18 protein-coding genes are annotated in these 19,810 nt (G+C 44.7%); 5 read left to right on the top strand and 13 right to left on the bottom strand.

Going from position 1 to position 19,810, the window contains the following annotated elements:
- Window positions 1-132: 132 nt before the first annotated feature.
- The 7 genes from MKX41_RS28400 to MKX41_RS28370 form a co-directional block, all read right to left on the bottom strand.
- Window positions 133-1,830 carry a hypothetical protein gene (locus MKX41_RS28400; protein WP_340974131.1) on the bottom strand — a complete coding sequence of 566 codons (1,698 nt, stop codon included), beginning with the start codon at window positions 1,828-1,830 and terminating at the stop codon, window positions 133-135.
- 61 nt (window positions 1,831-1,891) lie between these two features.
- Entirely contained in the window at window positions 1,892-2,737 is an 846-nt protein-coding gene (locus MKX41_RS28395; protein WP_340974129.1) for a TolB family protein, read from the bottom strand.
- 143 nt (window positions 2,738-2,880) lie between these two features.
- A complete protein-coding gene (locus tag MKX41_RS28390) occupies window positions 2,881-4,461 on the bottom strand; it encodes a hydantoinase/oxoprolinase family protein (RefSeq protein WP_340974127.1) in 1,581 nt (526 codons plus the stop codon).
- Complete coding sequence (locus MKX41_RS28385) at window positions 4,461-5,573, bottom strand: DUF917 domain-containing protein (protein ID WP_038568756.1); 1,113 nt, start codon at window positions 5,571-5,573, stop codon at window positions 4,461-4,463. Before MKX41_RS28385 ends, MKX41_RS28390 begins: the two co-directional genes overlap by 1 nt.
- 4 nt (window positions 5,574-5,577) lie before the next feature.
- Window positions 5,578-6,888: a cytosine permease gene (locus MKX41_RS28380; RefSeq protein ID WP_076286137.1), complete on the bottom strand. Its 1,311-nt coding sequence runs from the start codon at window positions 6,886-6,888 to the stop codon at window positions 5,578-5,580.
- 37 nt (window positions 6,889-6,925) lie between these two features.
- Window positions 6,926-7,507, bottom strand: a complete 582-nt coding sequence (locus MKX41_RS28375) for a TetR/AcrR family transcriptional regulator (protein ID WP_042184917.1) — start codon at window positions 7,505-7,507, stop codon at window positions 6,926-6,928.
- A 190-nt stretch (window positions 7,508-7,697) separates the two neighbouring features.
- Window positions 7,698-8,147, bottom strand: a complete 450-nt coding sequence (locus tag MKX41_RS28370) for a VOC family protein (RefSeq protein WP_340974124.1) — start codon at window positions 8,145-8,147, stop codon at window positions 7,698-7,700.
- Between the two features lie 96 nt (window positions 8,148-8,243).
- On the opposite strand from MKX41_RS28370, the gene MKX41_RS28365 reads away from it, so the two are divergent.
- A complete protein-coding gene (locus tag MKX41_RS28365) occupies window positions 8,244-9,182 on the top strand; it encodes a helix-turn-helix transcriptional regulator (protein ID WP_340974123.1) in 939 nt (312 codons plus the stop codon).
- A gap of 2 nt (window positions 9,183-9,184) precedes the next feature.
- Here MKX41_RS28365 and MKX41_RS28360 read toward each other — a convergent pair whose 3' ends face one another.
- Complete coding sequence (locus MKX41_RS28360) at window positions 9,185-9,859, bottom strand: MarR family transcriptional regulator (protein ID WP_340974121.1); 675 nt, start codon at window positions 9,857-9,859, stop codon at window positions 9,185-9,187.
- Window positions 9,860-10,027: 168 nt separating this feature from the next.
- Between MKX41_RS28360 and MKX41_RS28355 the strand changes: the two genes are divergently transcribed.
- The gene (locus tag MKX41_RS28355; protein ID WP_340974120.1) at window positions 10,028-10,651 is read left to right on the top strand and encodes an NAD(P)H-dependent oxidoreductase; all 624 of its coding nucleotides are present in this window, start codon (window positions 10,028-10,030) and stop codon (window positions 10,649-10,651) included.
- Window position 10,652: 1 nt separating this feature from the next.
- On the opposite strand, the gene MKX41_RS28350 is transcribed toward MKX41_RS28355, so the two are convergent.
- The 3 genes from MKX41_RS28350 to lpdA are packed head-to-tail and all read right to left on the bottom strand — an operon-like array spanning window position 10,653 to window position 13,820.
- Entirely contained in the window at window positions 10,653-11,813 is a 1,161-nt protein-coding gene (locus MKX41_RS28350) for an ABC transporter permease (RefSeq protein WP_340974119.1), read from the bottom strand.
- Entirely contained in the window at window positions 11,797-12,429 is a 633-nt protein-coding gene (locus MKX41_RS28345; RefSeq protein ID WP_340974118.1) for an HlyD family efflux transporter periplasmic adaptor subunit, read from the bottom strand. Before MKX41_RS28345 ends, MKX41_RS28350 begins: the two co-directional genes overlap by 17 nt.
- Entirely contained in the window at window positions 12,426-13,820 is a 1,395-nt protein-coding gene (gene lpdA / locus MKX41_RS28340; protein ID WP_340974116.1) for a dihydrolipoyl dehydrogenase, read from the bottom strand. Before lpdA ends, MKX41_RS28345 begins: the two co-directional genes overlap by 4 nt.
- Before the next feature lie 196 nt (window positions 13,821-14,016).
- Between lpdA and MKX41_RS28335 the strand changes: the two genes are divergently transcribed.
- The 3 genes from MKX41_RS28335 (at window position 14,017) to MKX41_RS28325 (ending at window position 16,140) form a co-directional block, all read left to right on the top strand.
- Window positions 14,017-14,583 (top strand): TetR/AcrR family transcriptional regulator, encoded by a 567-nt coding sequence (locus MKX41_RS28335; RefSeq protein ID WP_340975117.1) that lies wholly within the window; start codon window positions 14,017-14,019, stop codon window positions 14,581-14,583.
- 85 nt (window positions 14,584-14,668) lie between these two features.
- Window positions 14,669-15,661 carry a DUF4003 family protein gene (locus tag MKX41_RS28330; protein WP_149647722.1) on the top strand — a complete coding sequence of 331 codons (993 nt, stop codon included), beginning with the start codon at window positions 14,669-14,671 and terminating at the stop codon, window positions 15,659-15,661.
- A 20-nt stretch (window positions 15,662-15,681) separates the two neighbouring features.
- Entirely contained in the window at window positions 15,682-16,140 is a 459-nt protein-coding gene (locus MKX41_RS28325; protein WP_076286124.1) for a GNAT family N-acetyltransferase, read from the top strand.
- A 120-nt stretch (window positions 16,141-16,260) separates the two neighbouring features.
- Here the strand turns inward: MKX41_RS28325 and MKX41_RS28320 are convergent, their stop codons facing one another.
- Window positions 16,261-18,906 carry an ABC transporter permease gene (locus MKX41_RS28320; RefSeq protein WP_340974112.1) on the bottom strand — a complete coding sequence of 882 codons (2,646 nt, stop codon included), beginning with the start codon at window positions 18,904-18,906 and terminating at the stop codon, window positions 16,261-16,263.
- Window positions 18,907-18,919: 13 nt separating this feature from the next.
- The gene (locus MKX41_RS28315) at window positions 18,920-19,621 is read right to left on the bottom strand and encodes an ABC transporter ATP-binding protein (RefSeq protein ID WP_042184895.1); all 702 of its coding nucleotides are present in this window, start codon (window positions 19,619-19,621) and stop codon (window positions 18,920-18,922) included.
- Window positions 19,622-19,810: the final 189 nt, after the last annotated feature.

The raw sequence follows: 19,810 nt of genomic DNA, 5'->3' as shown, positions 1-19,810 counted from the left end.
CAGGGGTACAAATGTTAGCACGTCTTTGTAAACGAGCATATCGATAGGGAAACGGCATATGAGTTTGGTAGAAAAAAAGGTTATCCGTAATACCTCATGTAGGCATTAACGGGATAACCTTTTGCTGGTAATTTATTTTAATGGGATCGAATAAAACAGTCGGGATCCTTTGTTGTTGGTATACCATACAATTTTGTCGCCGCTAACAATAGGGCTGCTTTCTGATAGTACAAAGTTCTTAATCGTTTGGATACCGCCAGTGGTTGCACCCGCTCCATCTATAAGAACATATTTCAGGTCACCCGGATGATTCTCTTTATCAAACTCCTGCCACAGCACCATCATTTTGTCGTCTGTGATTTTTACTAGTTTAGGAATGGAAGCGATCTGGTTCGTACCAACATATTTAGCCAAGGTGATGTGGTTCACTGCTGTGCTAGACAGGTTGGCTATTGGCAGAACACTAAGAACGATATCTCTCTGATCCTTCTCTAGTCCCACCATCTCATAAGACGTATATTCTTTGACAAGCGAATGGTCAATCGTATTCATAGCGACAATATAGTTCGCCGAAGACATCTCAAATCCGCCTATAGAAACGCCTGTGGTGTTCGCTCCGATTTTGCCGGGAATATTAAACAGGTCTACCTCGTTATAGCTGGTTCCATTTCCTTTATTCAGCACAATCGAACGAGGATAGGCATCACCATGATCCACTAGAACATGAGTAGCACCATCAAACAATACATATTGATCAAAAGAGTGGCTGACATGATTCTTCTGGAATCTTCCCAGATCATTCGTCACGGTCATTGTTTGGGTATTCACGATAATGGTCAGCTGGGATTGATGATTTAGTTTATCTTCTGTCGTGTACCTTGTACGTGAAGTGTGGAATACAAGCGTATCACCAGCCTCGGCCATACTACCAGAGCCAGAATCAAAAGGGCTAACCGTATAACTCTCGCCACCCTTAACGGAGACACTGTCTACTCTATTGAAGCCTTTATCATAACGGACAATACGAATCACTTCTTTGCTATCATTCTCTTCGCGATTCTCTTGTCCAAAAGCAATATAGTTATACTTCTCCCCACTATAGAAACCACCAAATATCGGAAGCTCAAAAGGGATACTCTTATTTCCAGTTAGTTCAAACTTCTCATTATATGATTCAATCGTAACTTCCTTATTCGCCTCAAGGACACTTACAGTCCCATCATTATTATTCACAAGATAAGAAGTGGCCGTACTTTTCCATCTGGGAAAATAAGAAGATACAGCGTTACTTTCGGTTTTCACCGCCGTCTTTACCCGGTAAGCATGATCTGGAACTTTTGAGAACAAGGATATTCGATCAGACTGAACGTCATATTCGATATCGAATGGAATCTTACCCGCCAAATCTCGCAACTGAACATAGTTATTCTCGTCAATATTGTACGCCGTAATCGACTGTAGCTGTCCGTTCACTAGCACTTTAGAGGTCGACAGCGTAGCTGAATAATTTCTATTGCGACTATAGTAGTTGCTGCTAGCTTTCTTTTCGGGAGTATAGGCTTGCCCGGTTATGATCTCTATCGCATTGTTTGCTTTATTCCAAGTGATATCAAATTGACTGGCTGTTCCCGAGAAATACTCCGCTACATCGCGCAGCCGGAAATAATTATTGTTCGAGATATTGAATCCGTTCAGGTCCCTTTGTTCTCCGTCAAGATATGTACTGCTCTCGGTTACCTTAGCCTTCACCGTACTGCTCGCAAAGGTTGTAGTGCCGAGCGCTGGTATAACCAGTAATACAATTAGCAAAACACTAAAAATCCTCTTCATCCAACTTTTCCCCCATTTATATATAAATAAAAATACTATAATTTTTATCGGTATTTTATTCCTATTCCTCCACCACATAACTTACAAACGCCAAGCGCTTACTATCCGGAGACCACGAATTCACGTTAATCGTTCCTTGTCCTCCAAACAATTGTACTAGTGTGCGATAATCTCCTCCCGTACTTGCCATCAATCGAATCTCAACATCCTTATTCGCAGGGTGATCGCCGGGATCTACATCTCCTTTGCGGTAACTCAGGTAGGCAATCGTCTGACCATCTGGCGATACATGCGGGAACCAGTTATTACTCTCATCAAAAGTCATCTGTGTTTGCTCACTGCCATCGGCATTCATTCGCCATATCTGCATCAGCCCTGTACGCACCGAATTGAACCAAATATGCCCTCCATCTGGTGAATATTCAGGCCCATCATCCAGTCCAGACGAATCCGTCAGTTGTACCTCTACTCCCCCGTCTACTGGAATGGTATAAATATCATACTGACCATTGCGCTCTGCACAGTAAGCTAACTCAGCACCGTTTGGAGACCAACCATGTAAATAACTTGGAGCATTCGGTGTAACTAGAACCGGTTCGCCACCCTCCATGGGAAGAATATATATACGAGATTTACCATCTTCTTTCGTATGGTGACTAATTGCGATCTTAGTGTTGTCAAAAGACAGAACATGATCGTTATTACATTCCGCAGCAAACCCCGAGTCAATTTGAACAAGCTCACAGGTTGCGATATCGAACGAATAGAGACAACCTCGACTATTATAAATAAGACGCTTACCATCGCTAGTCCAATTGGGTGCCTCGATTAAATAATCAAATGAGCGGAGCGCAGTACGTTCCCCAGTCTGTACATCTACGATTTCTAATGTGCTAATCACTTTCATTGTCCTCTCTCCCATCGTTACAATATGTACATAACCCACTTCGACAGCTATTCTTAATCCCCTTTCTTTCTTGGTAATACAATTATAAAGACAAAAAGATCCGCCTCGAAGAGTTCACTCCTCAAGGCAGATCCATAATCATCTTATAAACGTCCAGCCGCTTTTACTTTTACCAGCAAGGCATTGCCCGGCAAGTATGCAATCGGAATATCCTCAGACAATACGATCTGAACGGTATCGCGATCTGCACCGGCTAGAACAGCTTGCTCTATTGCATGGCTGCGGGCATCTTCCTTAGCTTCATCATAAGACATTTCGTCCAGGGAATAAATGCGCTCTGTCTCCCCGCTCACCTCACCTAACGCAGCGCCAATCGCATTCGCAGCATCATAGTGATTCGGTCTCACAATCCGTGATACACCTTCAAGCTTGTCTGCCACAAGAATACTTCCGCCACCGACCAAAATGACGTCAACAGGATCTGAGCTTGTCTTCATCCGATCAATCGCTTCCTCGATATCCCGCGTAATGATCTCATCTGCTCTCTTGCAGATCGATTCATCAAGTGCCTCAGTCTGCGCATCTTTCCACTCGTATCGATTAAGCTTCACCGCCACATCAGTTGCGGTGAGCGTATCACCACCAAAGATGAGGCCGCGCTTCAATAGCTCGTACCCCACGCTATCCGGACCCACTGTTACCTGATCCTGCGTTTCATCTAAGCGAACGATTGTACCGCCGCCGATCCCGATCGATAAGATATCCGGCATGCGGAAGTTCGTGCGAATCCCGCCAATCTCAACTGCAGCGGAGGATTGACGCGGGAAGCCTTGCATCAAGACGCCGATATCTGTCGTGGTGCCACCGATATCAACAACAAGTGCATCATTCAGACCTGACAAGTGTGCCGCGCCCCGAATGGAATTCGTCGGACCGCAAGCAATCGTCAGAATCGGGTAACGAAGCGCATATTCACTGTACATCAGTGTTCCATCGTTCTGACAGATGTATAGGCTCGCGTCAATTCCATAAGTGTGAAGCGCCTCTTCGAAGCCCTTTACGACTCCAGCAATGACGTTAAGTAATGCGCCGTTCAGCAACGACGCGTTCTCACGCTCGAGCAATCCAATACTTCCAATCTCATGAGACAACGTCACAGGCATATCTGCGCCAAGTACTTGCTTTGCTAGTTCTTCGACACGTTTCTCCTGCGAGGTATTCACTGGGGAGAACACACCACAGATCGCAACCGCCTCGACTTCACCCTTCATTTTCAAAAAGCAGTTTAGAATCTCTTCTTCATCCATTTCAACAATCGTGCGGCCATCATATTCATATCCGCCATGAACAACATAAGCATGTGGGCAAACCGTTGCCTTAAGTGTATCGTCCCAATCTGCAAGTGGAGGAACCGCAGTTGTTGCCGGTGCCCCGATTCGAATCAAGCCGACTTTCCCCAAGTGTTTGCGCTCCACAATAGCATTCGTACAGTGCGTAGTTCCGAGCATTGCATAACGAATCTGCGCCGGATTCACACTACTCTCTGCTAACAAACGACGGATGGATTCAGTAATGCCTTCATTCACATCACGTGTGGTATGCACTTTTATCGTATGAATGGTGTTTAGCTTGGAGTCGAGCAAGGCTGCATCTGTATTTGTCCCGCCGACATCAATCCCAATGCGGTATATTTCTTCCATGTTGTTTACATTCGTATGAGACATTACTCTGCTCCCCCTTTCTCTGCTGCCAATTGTTCAATTGGAACATAAGGTGCATCATAGCCAAAATATTGTGGACCTACCGTCTCGAGGCCCTTTGGTGAACGCCATTTCGGATCACAAGGGAAACCAACCACACTCACCCGGGCACCGTATTTCAAATTCTCAGTCGTGATTGGCATACCGGTATCCTGGTCAAGCACTGAGATCAGGTCAGGAGTAATAGCAATTGAATGTCCATCTTCTGTGGCAAGAAGGAACTCATTCTGGAAGAACAAAGTCATCGTACGTCCCTTTTTAGCATCTGTACCTTCGAAGATCGCTTCACCGCGTGTAAATCCGCCTTCTGTACGACGGCGAATGTCTACTGCCTTCCCCTGGAACAACGCATATCCATTCAGCTGCTTCAGCAGCATTTCAATTGGATTCTGCTTCAATTCCTTGGACTCGAACAATGTTTTTCCGATTTCATACGCAAGCGTCAAGGTATGTGGGATTGCACTTTGCTTTACCTGCGCTCCAGTTACCGGATAATCACAAATCGAAGCTGATCCACCCATTTGAATCGTAACCGCACGCGCCATCCGCTCTTCCCAAACACCGTCGATCGCATGCATAAGCACACCGTTGCCGCGTTCATCTGCCATCGTAATCGGACTGCAGTCAATACCGTCCAAGTAGAACGTCACCATTTGCGATTCTGGAAAAGCCCGTCCCATGGCATCCGCATCTACGATAGGAATATTGCGTTCCGCAGCCGTAATTACGGGAACCAGAGAGTTACCGCCACCGACCTCAATCGGCATAATGGCGCTCACCTTGCGTCCAAGCTCTTTCTCAATCATATCCAAAGGCTTGATCATTTGCTGAATCGAAGGAATCTTCTCATTCATAACCGTAGGTGCGCCAATCATGGATATAGGAACAACCAATGCATCGTCCTCCAGATCCTCAGGACTTACTAAACGAACAGGACCATATTTGCGAATGGCTTCCATCGCCATCAATTTACCAATATGCGGGTCACCGCCCCCGCCTGTTCCAAGAACGGCTGCACCAACAGCAATGTATTGCACCGCTTGTTCATTTAATTCTGTTAGTTTGTGATTTCTCATGTTGTTATCCCTTCTTTGTCATGATTTTGCCGACAATCCACTGCACGATAAAGGCGAACATAAACGCATCTAATGCCGGTACGCTCGTGATTTGGAACCATCCAAATCCATCTGGCGCTGCGGTTGTCATAAAAGCGAACAACGTAGCTGCAACCCACACCGCTAAGGAGCGAATCACCCAGTTCTTATTGCGATCCAGACCTTCAAAAGTGAATTTCTTTCGATCTACAAGCAAAAATTCGGACGTGTATATCCCCCCGATTGGAGAGACAAACACCGTAATAATATTTAGGAAAGATAAAAACTTATCATAGATGCCAAGTACGGCAAGCAACGTAGCAAAGATACCTGCCACAATAGTAATTAGCTTTTTCGGAACCTTTTGGAACACGACAGAGAACCCTAGCGAAGCAGAATATAAATTGTTCGTGTTTGTCGTCCATTGGGCAAGGGTTAAGACGATAATGGCTGGAAGCCCAAGTCCTAGCGCAATGAAAATATTCGTCAGATCATCTGTGTCCATAATTCGAGATAGAAAAATAGCTACAATCGTCATGAAGCTGTTACCCACAAAGAAGCCGATAAAGGCCGCGGTTATAGCATGCTTGGGTGTGCGCGCCCAACGAGCGATATCCGGTGAAAGCACCGTGCCGACAATAAAGATACCAATAACAAGCGAGATCGCTGTCCCCATCGGGATCGCTGCTCCGCTAATCGGTTCCCACACGGCTGAAGCTCCTTTGGTGTGAAACGCGGAATAAATAGCCACACCGATAAACAAAATAAGCAATGGTACGGACCAGGTGCTTAGTCGTTCAATAGATTGATATCCCCAAATAGCTGTCGACATCATCAAAAGCCCACCTATGAATGAAAGCACCCCTAAGGACAGATGAATATCCCATAATTGACTAAAAGCAGTCTGCATATTCGAAGCGAAGAACCCGACCTGCACCCCAAACCAACCGAGTGAGAAAATACCGAGGATAACTGCTACGACACGCGCACCCACATTTCCGAATAGAAACCGAGAGATCATCGATGTCGATAACCCTGTTTTCGCCCCTACATACGCACATAACGCTCCGATCACCCCTAGGATTAACGAACCGATTATTGTTGCTGTGAGTGAATCCGTCAGATTCATTCCATTGCCAAGCTGAGCACCCAAGAACATCGCTGATAGGTCAATCCCGATGGCGATCCAGACGAGCGACATAGATAGCCATTTTTTACGCAAATGCGCTGGAACCGGCTCTCTCTCAAAATCCCCCGAGCTGAGCTCGTTCCCCTTTACTTCACTTACTTCTGCCATTCTCCCCATCCCCTTGTTGTTATCTTCTTCTGTAGCGCTATGAGGACGCACCCTTCCAATACATTTCAAACGCATGGTTCAGCTTACGCTCATAAATTCCCTTAGAAGTGTAATAGAAATACTGCATGCTTAATCCATCCATCAAGTTGAGAAAAGCATCTGTGAGAAGCTGCACGGATTGATCGCGAATTACGCCCTCTTCCATCCCTTTTGAGATGAATTGTTCAATGATCTTCGTCAGCATCGCGTCGGACTCTAGGAATGCTTCCTCAATCGTTTCCTTTAAGAATGCCGGTGGGAAGACCACATACCTCAGCACAATTTTGCTTGCTTCAGGACTCTTCTGATAGAACTCATACTGTCTAGACAATATGCCTCGTAGACTTTCCTGGGCACTCAGTACTTTCTGTTCTTCCGACAGCTCTTGAATATAAGTGTTATAGGACTGCATAGCCTCACGAAAGACCGTCATAAACAAATCCTCTTTATTCTCAAAAAAGGCATAGATCGCCGGAGTCTTCACGCCAACTTCCTTCGTAATTTCAGAGAGAGCCGTACCCTCGTAACCCTTCTCTCCGAATAGTCGCATCGCTACTTCTTTCAACTTATTTTTGGTCAAGACATTCCACATCCCTTACTTACTTAATTAACGTTAATTAAAAAACACTATACATCTTTATGCATAATAATTCAATATTTTTCATAAAAAATAGCCATCAATACATACAAAAAAGCCGACCAACATCAGGATAATCCCTGAATTATGATCAGCTGAACGGTGAACTGGGTTTACTTTAGAAGCAAAGTTGTTACTGTAATCTTTCATCAAACATGAGTTGAATTTGAATACCAAAGGGATCTTCAATGATACCGTAGGCTTTACTAAACACATTACTAGATAAAGGAGTAATAATTTTCACGCGCTCATCCGTGATTAAGCTACTATAGAAGTGTTCAATTTCCTCTAGGTCAGCACTTTGAATACATAATGAAGTGTTATTACCCATTGTATATTCTTCACTTGGATTCATGGTTTCTTCTGCGATCATTAGTTTGGTTTTGCCGATTAACAAGACAGAGTGAGTAATATAATCCTTATTTTCATCCGTAAGCCGTATGGAGCTGTCACGTTCTGCTAGTTGTTGATAGGTAACACGTAACAATTCCTCTGCATCAAAATGCTTTTTGTAAAATTCTATAGCTTCCTTGGCTCTTCCCTTCATCGATAAGAAAATAGCTACTTCTAATGTTGTACTCATAGTGTAAATCTCCTTCGTATATTTGATATGTGATCTTAAACTTATTATCATATATAAAGGTATCAAAACATGACACCTTAATAAGGAGTTTTTTATATGAAGAAATCAGAACGCTTAAATGACATGATGAGATACTTAAACGGGCGAGAGTTTTTCAATCTAAGTGACCTTATGGAGAAATACAATATTTCAAAAAGCACAGCGCTACGTGATGTTACTTCATTAGAACAATTGGGTATGCCTATTTTCGCGGAACATGGAAGACACGGACGTTATGGTATTTTGAAAAATAGATTGTTATCCCCTATTATTTTCACGATAGATGAAGTCTATGCACTGTACTTTGCTATGCTGACGCTAGAATCTTATCAATCTACACCTTTTCATTTAAGTGTTAATAAGCTAAACGAAAAGTTCGAGCACTGTCTATCGAGTACACAAATCAACCAGATTCATAAAATGAAAAAAGTTCTACAATTCGAAATGTATCAGCATAAGCATGTCAGTCGTTTTTTAGATAAAATCCTGGCAAGTATTCTAAATGAATGTGCCTGTACCATTGAATATACAAAAAATAACCAGACAAAAAGCTACCCTGTACAATTCTTCAGAATTTCCGCGAAGTTTGGTCAATGGTATGCTACTGGAATAGAGTTAAATACGAATACATATAGGGTGTTTAGAGGTGATCGAATAACCTTCATTGAAGAAGAGGAAAGCAAAGCTCGTTATTCTATAGAAGAACTTCTTAGTCGTTCCTTAGAATTTTATCAATCCGAGAACAGTATTCACTTTGAAGTTGAGATTGCGGAGCAAGCCAAAGATATTTTTTATAAAGAGCATTACCCCTCTATGAAAATAGAAGCTGGCCCGAAAACAGTCATAAAGGGATTCTATAATCTAGGCGAAGAAGAATTTCTAGCTAATTATTTCATGAGATATGGTCAATATGTTAGAGCGGTGAAGCCTGAAGGCTTGAAACAAATGATTCAGGATAAGCTAGAGCAACTCTTAACTCACTATCAGAAATTATAAAGCTACTCAAAAGAGGTAAAAAACACATCTTGAAGAATGGCCTTAGCTTTCTTAAGATTGCGTGTATCAAGTTGGTTAAGCATGTCTACGATTTGACTCATTTCATCGATTTCCATTGCCTCAAGAGATTCTCCAGCATTTAATGGTTCTTCTTCAGCAACCGATTCCGGATGAACCCATGATGCTTCTAAAGTATCCTCGAACGCTTGGATCAGAAATAACAATTCATCTGTGTTATATCTCTGTAGAAACCGATTTACCCCTTTATTCATCTCTTTATGTAGTGCTTGATGCAAATTGAATATTTCTTTTCCAAGAGGTGTTGTAAGAAACAGCACTTCTTTTTTATTATCGGGGAGAAATTCCGTGCGAATAATTTGCTGCAGAACTAATTTTCTAGTGATTTTGGACACGCTACCTTTCGGAATTCCGAAATGCTTCGAAATGGTAGTGCCATTCACAGGCTCAAGCTGTCCAATTGCATCTATTACATGCAGCATCATGACTGTGGAGTCTTGGAGGAAATCAATGATAAGGGGATTACTACAGTTCTGAATCAACCACGCCTTCTCTTCATCATCCTCCGATTGAAATCGCTTTTGTAATTGGGGAATCATCTCTATCAGTTTTTTTATCAAAATATCCTTATTAGGTAAGTTCTCGAAAGAATACGTCACTGTTAAGTCTCCTCGTAAATTCATCTTAGGCTCATTTTAACAAGACACAGCTCATAAATAAAGTTTCCTAGAAATAATATGGACAACAAGGAAACTTAAAACGTATTATTATTTCCGTAGTTAATATTTTATTTCTAGGAAACAATAAAACGAAGAGAAGGTATTTATATGAATGTCATAGTTATTTTTGATCATCCATACGGAGCATCAGCGTCCGAGAATATCCCCCATCAGCGAAGCTATTCCGCAGCCTTATTAGCCTCCGTAATGCGAGGTCTTAACACTAAAGGGCATACGATTGATCTTATCGATCTGCATGCCGATGGATTTGATCCAGTCATGTCGCGCGAAGAACTTGCTACTTGGCGACAAAAGAAAACCACCGACCCCCTAGTCGCTAATTATCAGCAACGGCTTATGGCAGCAGATCATATCGTCTTCCTATTCCCCATTTGGTGGGAGGCCATGCCCGCTCTCACCAAAGGCTTTCTTGATAAGGTATTCGCAAAAGGTATTGTCTACGAGGAAATTAAACCTGGAAGGCCCTTCAAATGCTTGCTCACGAATCTTAAAGGAGTGTCACTGCTGACCGTAATGAACACGCCCGACTTCTTTTATCGCTGGATTTTTGGCAACCCCATCACCAAAATTCTGTTCAGAGGAACCTTCCGCAAAATGGGAATACGGAAGAACCTCCGTTGGTATAATTATGCCGGGATGTCAGATCGCAGCTTAGAAGAACGGGTGAAGCATCTTAATAAAACAGAACAACGTTTTGCACGACTAGAGTAGATTAGATTACTGAAGCTGGGACTGATTTCGAGAGCTGAACCTCGGGTTTGTTCGCCTCTCTGAGCACCAGCAATCCGATGAATAAGGATACAACACCAATAATGATCAGCAGTGCTCCCAGCTCCTGACTGTAGGCTGTTAACGCCACATCCCGAAAAGCCATCCCGCGTATAAGACGATTAAGCCAGTTCATCGGCAATGCCCAAGCGGAAATTTGAAAAAACTCCGGAAACGCTAATGGGCTCAATTGGATTCCAGTGGCAAGAAACGACGGATACAATACGAAATTAGTTCGTAAATTAACTTTAGATACGTCTTTGGCAGTATAACCAATCAACAGGCCCATAAGTGACAAAGCAAAGGCATACACAAACAGCGGAATAATAAAAAGATAAGGTTCTGCTTCAAAGCGCATTCCCCCCACCTGCTTTAACAAGCCATAACACAGGAGCAGCGAGATCGTTGATAAAACAGCGTAAGGTACACTACGAACCCAAATCTGCCAAGGAGACTTCCCGTTTGCAAAAAGTTCCCCCTCCTGCCGCAAGCGAGGGGCAATTGAACCTGCTGCGCTTGTTGTAATCATCAGCACCACAATATTCACAAATCCAATGACCATAAAGCTCACATAACTTGTGGTTGGATTAAACAACATCCGCTGCTGCAGGGACAACGGAGAAGCAAGTCCTTTAGAGGTTTCGGCATACATCCCCTTTTGGAGGAGACGGGTCATAGAAAGAGTCATATTTTCCGTCTGGATGACTTCCTGAATCGCAGTTCGGATGCCGGTTAGACCTGATGGCATGGTGTTATCCATTAAGATGCCGAGATTCGTTGATATCCCCTGCTGCTGATGCAGCCCTAACGCTTTGGGAAGGGTGATGACCGCGACAGCCTGCTCATTTGCCAATAATGTTTCTGGATCTAAGGGGCTGGCATACACATTAGTTACCTTCATATATGGAGAAGCATTTATTTTAGAGATCAGCTGTCGTGAATACGAGCTGTGATCCTCATCAATGACTACAACATGCGATTCGCTGATTTGATTCTTCGAGAACATCAAGCCAAAAAATATAGCCGCGATAAGCGGACCAATAAAAATCAGGCGTAAATACTTACTGCCCGCCACGTACTTCCACTCATCAATCAGTGACTTCATCGAGCTTCACCTCCGCTGTCATCCCCGGAAGCAAATCAGCATTCGCATCCATAGCTATACGGACAAGAAACATGCTTAAATCGGCTTGCCCTTTTTCACGTGACATGCGTAAGCTCGCAAATTGAGGGGCGGCTGCGATGGAAGTAACGACACCCGTCACCTCGCTTGGATGGTTCAAATACGGAAAATGAACGTCGATACTTTGATTCACCTTTAGCTTTTGGATTTCGCTCTCCTGTATGTAAAGGTCTGTATAAAAGTTGTTTTTTTGTAAAACCGCCATTGGCATTCCTAGCTGTATTTGATCTCCCGGCTTTACAACAATCCTGTTGACCGACCCGTCCTCCGGCGCGAGTACATCTGTTTCTCCTTCTTCAGCGGATTTAACCTTGAACAATACCTCTCCCTGTTTTATAGAATCACCTACAGCCACACTGACCTCTACAATTGACCCTGGACTGTTCTGATAAAAAATAGTCTTTTGCTCTGCATCAAGAATCCCTTGTTTCCTGCTCTCAGCTTGACTGACAGCATCCTTTCCTTTTATAGCAAGTAGCGAACCTCCAACGATTAACGCAATCGCAATTCCAATATATAAACCTGCTTTTATCTTCATTTCCCACTCTCTCCCCTTACCATTTTTTTAGCCGCATTTTCGGCAGCCTCCATAATCACTTCTCCCAATGTGGGATGAGGGTGAATGGTCATCGCCAAGTCCTCTACAGTTGCTCCCATCTCAATGGCAAGGGCAAGCTCCGACACCAGTGTAGATGCTTCTACTCCAACAATTTGGGCACCCATAACGATTCCCGAGGTTGGGTCCGCTACAATTTTGACGAACCCTTCCGTTTCCCTCAAGGCCAATGCTCTCCCGTTAATCCCAAAAGAAGATTTGCCAATAACCAGCGGGATGCCTTTTGCCTTTGCTTCTGTTTCACTTAAGCCAACACTGGCCAGCTCTGGATCAGAAAAAACAACAAGCGGAATGGCTCTATAATCAACCTCGGAGGAAAGACCGGCAATGGCTTCTGCCGCAATTTTAGCTTCATAGGACGCCTTGTGAGCAAGGGCTGGACCCGACGTAATATCCCCAATTGCAAAAATATTCGGGATAGCCGTTCTGCACTGTTCATCTGTCTCAATGAAACCCCTGCTCGTCACTGGCAAACCTATACGGTCCAGCCCTAAATCACCGTCTGTATTTGGTTTTCTGCCGACAGTGACTAACACATATTCCGCTGTCACATGCAGCTGCTCCTGATTTTTCAAATAATGCAGTGTGATGGCGTCTGCACTCTGCACTACGTTCACAGCTGTCGCTCCGGTAATCATCTTAATCCCATCAGCTTTCAACTGCCTTCCAACAGGGCTCACAAGCTCCGCCTCAAATCCAGGCAGCACTTGATCTCCTCCCTCCAGAATCGTTACCGTTGTTCCAAATTTGGCATACATTTGCCCCAGCTCAACGCCTATATATCCACCGCCAATAACTACTAGGCTAGTTGGAACTTCACGGAGCGACAGAGCTTCTGTCGAAGACAAAACACGTCCGCCAACTGGAAAGGCTTGCAGCTCAATCGGACGTGATCCTGTGGCTAAGATGGCATTTTTAAAAGAAATGCTTTGCTCTTGTCCGGACTGACTGATAATAGCGGTATGCTCATCGACCAATCTGGCCTCCCCTTCCAAAATGCTCACACCTGCAGTCTTTAATAAATAGCCAACTCCACCTGCCTGCTTATTCACAATTCCTTGCTTGAAATCCTGAGCATTCTTAAATGACACTGCCGCATCCGCAGAGCTGAACGGTCTAAGCAACTCGTAACGATGGGATTCAGCAATTAATGCTTTGGAGGGAATACACCCAACATTAGTGCAGACCCCACCTAGCTGATTGCGTTCAACAATCGCCGTTCTCATTCCAAGTTGTGAAGATCGCAGCGCCGCCACATACCCACCCGGACCTGATCCAATGACCAACGTTTCTACGAACTCAAGATTCCCCATCTCCTGATACCTCCTGTACCTGCTATTTTAAAATATGATGATCGTAATATATTATTACCATCATATTTTAAAACCGTCAACAACCGTGATTATCCTTTCATAAGCAGACAGTGCTCAGAATCGTTAAATTGACAGGCTTTATTATGATGCATATAATATTTTAAAAGTAGAATTATGAAGCTATGGAGTGATTATGATGCCCTATCCCAAAGGCCATAAAATAAAAGTACGGAATACGATTGTTGAAAGTGCTGCCCAGGCTTTTCGCACCCATGGCATTCATGATGTAAGTGTTCCATTCATTATGAAGGGAGCCGGATTGACTCACGGCGGGTTTTATTCACATTTTGACAACAAAGAACAACTCGTCACCGAAGCCTGCCGGTATGCCATCAGCGATACCATCGCACTTTTGCAGAAGGTCGCGGACCAGGAAGAGCAGAACCCCAAAATCAATGCGGTCATTGACTATTATTTAAGTCCGTATCACCGCGACAAAACAGAGATGGGCTGCATTATCCCTGCCCTTTCTGCCGAAATATCTCATTCTTCCGAAGAAGTTCGGCAAGTATTCACGCTGGAACTGGAGCGGATGATTGCTTTTATCTCCGCTCTGGCGGGAATTGAACCCTCCAAAGGTAGCGCACTGTTCAGCACCATGGTTGGCTCTCTAGTTCTTGCAAGGACTGTAAATGACCCTGAACTGAGCGACAGCCTTCTTTCGTCAGGCAAACGGTATGCTAAAGAGCTGGTTACGATCTAAAAACAATAAACACCCCAAACAAATGAATCCAACTCAGAAAATTTTCGTAATATTATGAATTATAGATAACTGAGGGGTGTATCCAATGAATGAGCAGTATGCTGCAAGGGTTGAATTGTTCGCAGAGAACGCGCAGAGGATCAAAAAGGCTTTTCCTTGGCATAATGCAATGGTTAGCCGTTTGGCGGGGTTACTGTACACAGCAGAGAATAAAAGTGCAGATGAGGATGCGATTCGTGCGAGCCACGAGCTTATTAAAGAAAATACCGGAATGTTTTCTTCGTTTAGGGGGAACTCGGCAATCAGTATTGCTACTATGCTCTCTCTTTCTGCTGACAAGGAACAACAGCTTGCTAACACGCTGACCGTGTATGACTTATTGAAGGACATCAAATTTAGAGCCTCTGATTATCTCGTCGTTGCCGCTTATCAAATCGCCGCTAATACGACAACAGATCAGTATCAGCGTACGGTAGAACGCGCAAAGATGTTTTACGATAGTATGAAAGCGAAGCACCGTTTCCTTACCGGACATGATGATTATATCTTCTCTGCCATGCTCGGCCTTTCCGATATCGACGTGGACAGCGGCATCGACCGGATGGAGCAGCTTTACACTACACTAAAGCCTGAATTTATGTCGGGGAACAGTGTGCAAGCTCTGACACAGGTACTGGTTCTTGGAAAAGAAGCTTCAGAAGCAGCGGATCGTGTACTGGCATTACGAGATGCGTTCCGTGCACATGGCATCCGGTTAGATAAGGAATATACCCTTTCTTCGCTGGGCGTGCTAACTTTGCTCTCCTCCAACAATAAGGACATGGTTACGGAAGTCTCAGAGACCTTCGAATTACTGCGTACCAAAAAAGGCTTTGGCAGCTGGTCCATTGTAAAGCAGGAATTGCTACTGCTGTCAGCTGCGCTGGTAGCCTTCAAATATGTAGAGGATGTGCAAAGCGGCATTGTAACCTCGATGCTTTCCACCAGCATCACTAATATTGTGATCGCACAGCAGGCTGCTCTTGCTGGGGCTGCGGCTGCGTCGGCTGCGGCTGCAGCTTCATCTTCTTCGAATTAAGTGGAAATGTGAGGGAAGACATGGACTCGATACAACCAATCACCGCTAGAAATGAAGAATGTTTATACCGTCTACTGAATATTTGGGAATTATCTGTGCGGCATACACATCTATTCCTGTCTGAACAGGACATTGATGCGTTGCGGCCACTGGTTATACAAGGGATGGAGCATATAAGTCATCTGCTTGCTTTTATAGATGACCATGACCAATCGCTTGGATTCATAGGGATTCAAGATAACAAGATTGAAATGCTATTCGTAGAACCTGCTGCAATGGGAAAAGGAATTGGTAAATCGCTCGTTGCTTATGCTATACAGACACTGAACGTACGCTACGTTGATGTAAATGAACAAAATCCGCAGGCCTTAGGTTTCTATGAGCATATGGGTTTTCAAGTTTATGAGCGTTCTGCACTGGATGAACAGGGCAATCCTTTTCCTATCCTGCATATGAAGTTATCGATCGACTCACGTTAAAAGATTCCATCGCCTCTCAAAGCAAAAGAGACCGCTTCGAGTAGCCATAACAATGGCTGTTCGAAGCGGTCCTTTGTGTTTAAGTAGGATATACTTTTGTTTTTGGTGTGAAAGCTCCGCTTATTCTACCGACTTCAACGCCTCAATCATATGAATCCGTTTGAGCTTAATATGCATGAAAGCCATGACTATCCCTGAGAATAGCAGTGTTAAGAGTGCGGCATACACATAGCTTGGCCACTTAATAATCGGCGCGAACATCGTCGCATCCAGCTCAGCTGTATTCAAGACGAAGCTGTGCAATATAATGCCAAGACCCGATCCGGCTACAATGCCAAGTAGGCTTAGCAGCATATTCTCGCGGTAAATATACAACGTTACTTCCTTATCATAAAATCCCAATACCTTGATGGTTGATAGTTCCCTGATCCGCTCAGAGACATTAATATTGGTCAAATTGTAGAGGACGACAAAAGCTAAAGCAGCAGCCGATACAATGAGTACCAAGGTTACAACATCCATACTCTTCATGGTGTCATCAAAGGCAGTACCTACGTTGCTGGAAAAGCTGACCGCGGCCACTCCCTCATTATCTGTTAGCTTCTCGCCGAACTTGTCCTCCCATGCTTTATCGTGCGTGGTATACTTCAGTAGCTCTGTTTTGAACACCGGTTCTTGTCCAAATACGGAAGAATAATACGCAGGTGTCATATAAACATAGTGCATTACATAGTTCTCTGTAATCCCTATGACCTTAATCTTAAATGTCTCGTTATCCTTGTCCACCACATTCAACTGGTCGCCGGGCTCAAGCCCGTATAATTTAGCCAGCTTCTCCGAGATTATAGCGCCCTCGTCCGAAAGCGTGCGTTTTTCTCCACTCACTCGATCCCGCAGCTCCACATAATCGGATATCGCATCAACAGATGCAGGGATGAACATATGCACATCCTGATCATTTACACCACTGCTGTGCGCTTTCATCGTTTCCTGTGCCACACTTAGTGATCCAGTTATAGTGGACTCGCCAGTGATCAATTGCTCGTAGGCATCCCGCGCATCAGCAGACGCATCTTCATGCAGCGCTACAAGTGCATCATATTTCATAATCGTGCCGAACTGCTGAGGGGCAATGCTGCCGATCGAGTCTTTAAGACCAAACCCGGTCAGAATCAGCGCCGTACAGCCGGCCACGCCGAACACAGTCATGAACATCCGCTGCTTGTAGCGGAATAAATTCCGTGCGGTAACTTTCTGAACAAAGCTCAGCCGTTTCCATACAAACGTAACTCTCTCCAGTAGAATCCGCTGCCCGCTCTTTGGCGCCTTCGGACGCATTAACACAGAAGCATTGCTACGCAGCTCTACACGTGCGGCAATCCAAGCCGTCAATGTAGTGCAGATAAGCGCCACTATAATGGAAATGATGGAATACGACGGATAGAAGCTTTTGATAAGATCCGGCAGATTATAAAGCGAACTGTACGCATTATAGATAATGGTTGGAAACATGGTAAAACCGAGCGCAAGTCCCGCAACCGAAGCCGTCAAGCTGGCAAGTGTACCATAAACCAAGAATTTGGCCATAATGTCACGGTTGCCATACCCAAGCGCTTTAAGTGTCCCGATCTGCAAACGATGCTCCTCGACCATTCGAGTCATAGTCGTCAAGCTGACCAGCGCAGCAATCAGGAAAAAGAATACCGGGAAAGCACTCGCAATTGCCGATAATCGATCAGCGTTGTCTTTATATTCGGCATATCCCGGATTGGCACTGCGGTCAGTGACATAGACCTTCGGGAGCCCTAGTTCTGCAAGCTTTTGCTCCCCTGCAGCCAGTTCCGCCTTGGCAGAGACCAGCCCATCAGCAATGGCTTTTATGTTTGCAGCTTGTCCCTGCTGCACCACTTCTGGCTGGCGCTTTAAATCGGCGAGCTGCTTCTCGGCGGCGGCCACCTTGCCTCGTCCACTGGACAGCTCTTTCTCGCCTTCCGCGCGCATCTCCGCAAGCCGAGCTTCCGGCACACTGGACATCGCCTGCTCTACTGACTTGGTATGCTGTTCGATCAATCCCTCATACTCTGGTGAATAAGCCTTCACTCCGGTTGTATCCTTGAAGGATAGATAGGCCTCCGTATAGACCGGGAGCTTAAAATCCGACTCTGGGATCGCTGCGAATGCATCCGCCGTCCCTTTACCAATTCCGCTGGTGCCCCGGGTACTCTTCTCTATAAATTGAGGACTTCGCACAAAGCCCACAACAGTATAATTCAATGTTTCAAAGTTGTTCGACAAAACCGCATCCGTTCCAGCTCCGCTGAACGTTATTTTGTCGCCTAGCGCATACTTTCCAGCCAGCTTGTCATCCAATACGATTTCTCCGGAATCCTCTGGAAGACGTCCTTCAATCATACTGTACTGGTTAAGCGGTTTATCTGAATTGTAAGAATGGACTTTGAGTATCAAAGCATTATCGCCGCTGAACACATCTGCGCTGTAACCCGGCTGGACTTCATCGATCCCCGGTACATCGCTCAGCAGATCTATGTTATCTTTGGTCAAACCATAGTTGGTCTGCACCTTCAGATCCATCAGCCTCGTCTCTTTGTAAAAGATTCCGGCTGTATCCAGCATATCTGGACCGGCTGACTTGATGCCAGAAAAGAAACTAACGCCCAGCATGATAATTGCAAAAATCGAAATAAATCGGGCTTTGGTATGCCTAATTTCACGAAAAATATCTTTCCATAACGCGCGCTTTTTCATAGATGCCTTCTCCTTACCATTCGATATCTTCAACGGATACTGGCGAAGGATTGGTTACCATCTTCCGTACCTTAGCATTATTAATCTCAATAACCCGGTCTGCCATTGGCGCAATCGCCAAATTATGCGTGATTACGATGACCGTAGTACCTGTGTTACGGCAGGTATCCTGAAGCAGCTTAAGCACTTGCTTACCAGTATTGTAATCTAGCGCACCTGTTGGCTCATCGCAAAGGAGCAGCTTCGGCTGTTTAGCTAGCGCTCTGGCGATAGCAACACGTTGCTGCTCGCCACCAGACAGCTGAGCCGGAAAATTATCCAGCCGTGCACCTAGTCCCACATCCTCCAACACCTTACGCGCATCTAGTGCACGCGGGGAAATCTGAGAAGCAAGCTCAACATTCTCCAGTGTGGTAAGATTCGGCACTAAGTTATAGAACTGGAACACAAAACCCACGTCATTGCGGCGGTAGCCCGTCAACTCTTTGGCACTGAACTTGGCAATGTCCGTACCGTCCACAATGACCTGGCCTTCGTCAGCAGAATCCATCCCGCCAAGAATATTAAGCACCGTCGATTTGCCCGCACCGCTGGGGCCGACAATCACTGCAAACTCACCTTTATTTATCTCAAAATCAATTCCGTCGTTGGCAACGATCACACTTTCACCCATTTTGTAACGCTTGTACTCATTTTTGACAGCAACAAAGCTCATTTTCCATCCTCCTGTCTCTATCCAAACCAAGCCTAATCACTTTACATTGTTTCAGTTTATCATAATTAGAACGCCCAAGCCCGAATGGCAAACCCTCATTACTCAAGGATAAATTCACATCATTAATAAGTTCATTTTTTTGTAACAATAATGTAACAAGGAAATTTTACCGTAAACGATACTTAGTCA

It is taken from the genome of Paenibacillus sp. FSL R5-0475, assembly GCF_038004585.1.
Classification (GTDB): Bacteria; Bacillota; Bacilli; order Paenibacillales; family Paenibacillaceae; genus Paenibacillus_AQ.
The sequence above is the reverse complement of the archived record's forward strand: the minus strand, read 5'-3'. Positions and strand labels throughout refer to the sequence as shown.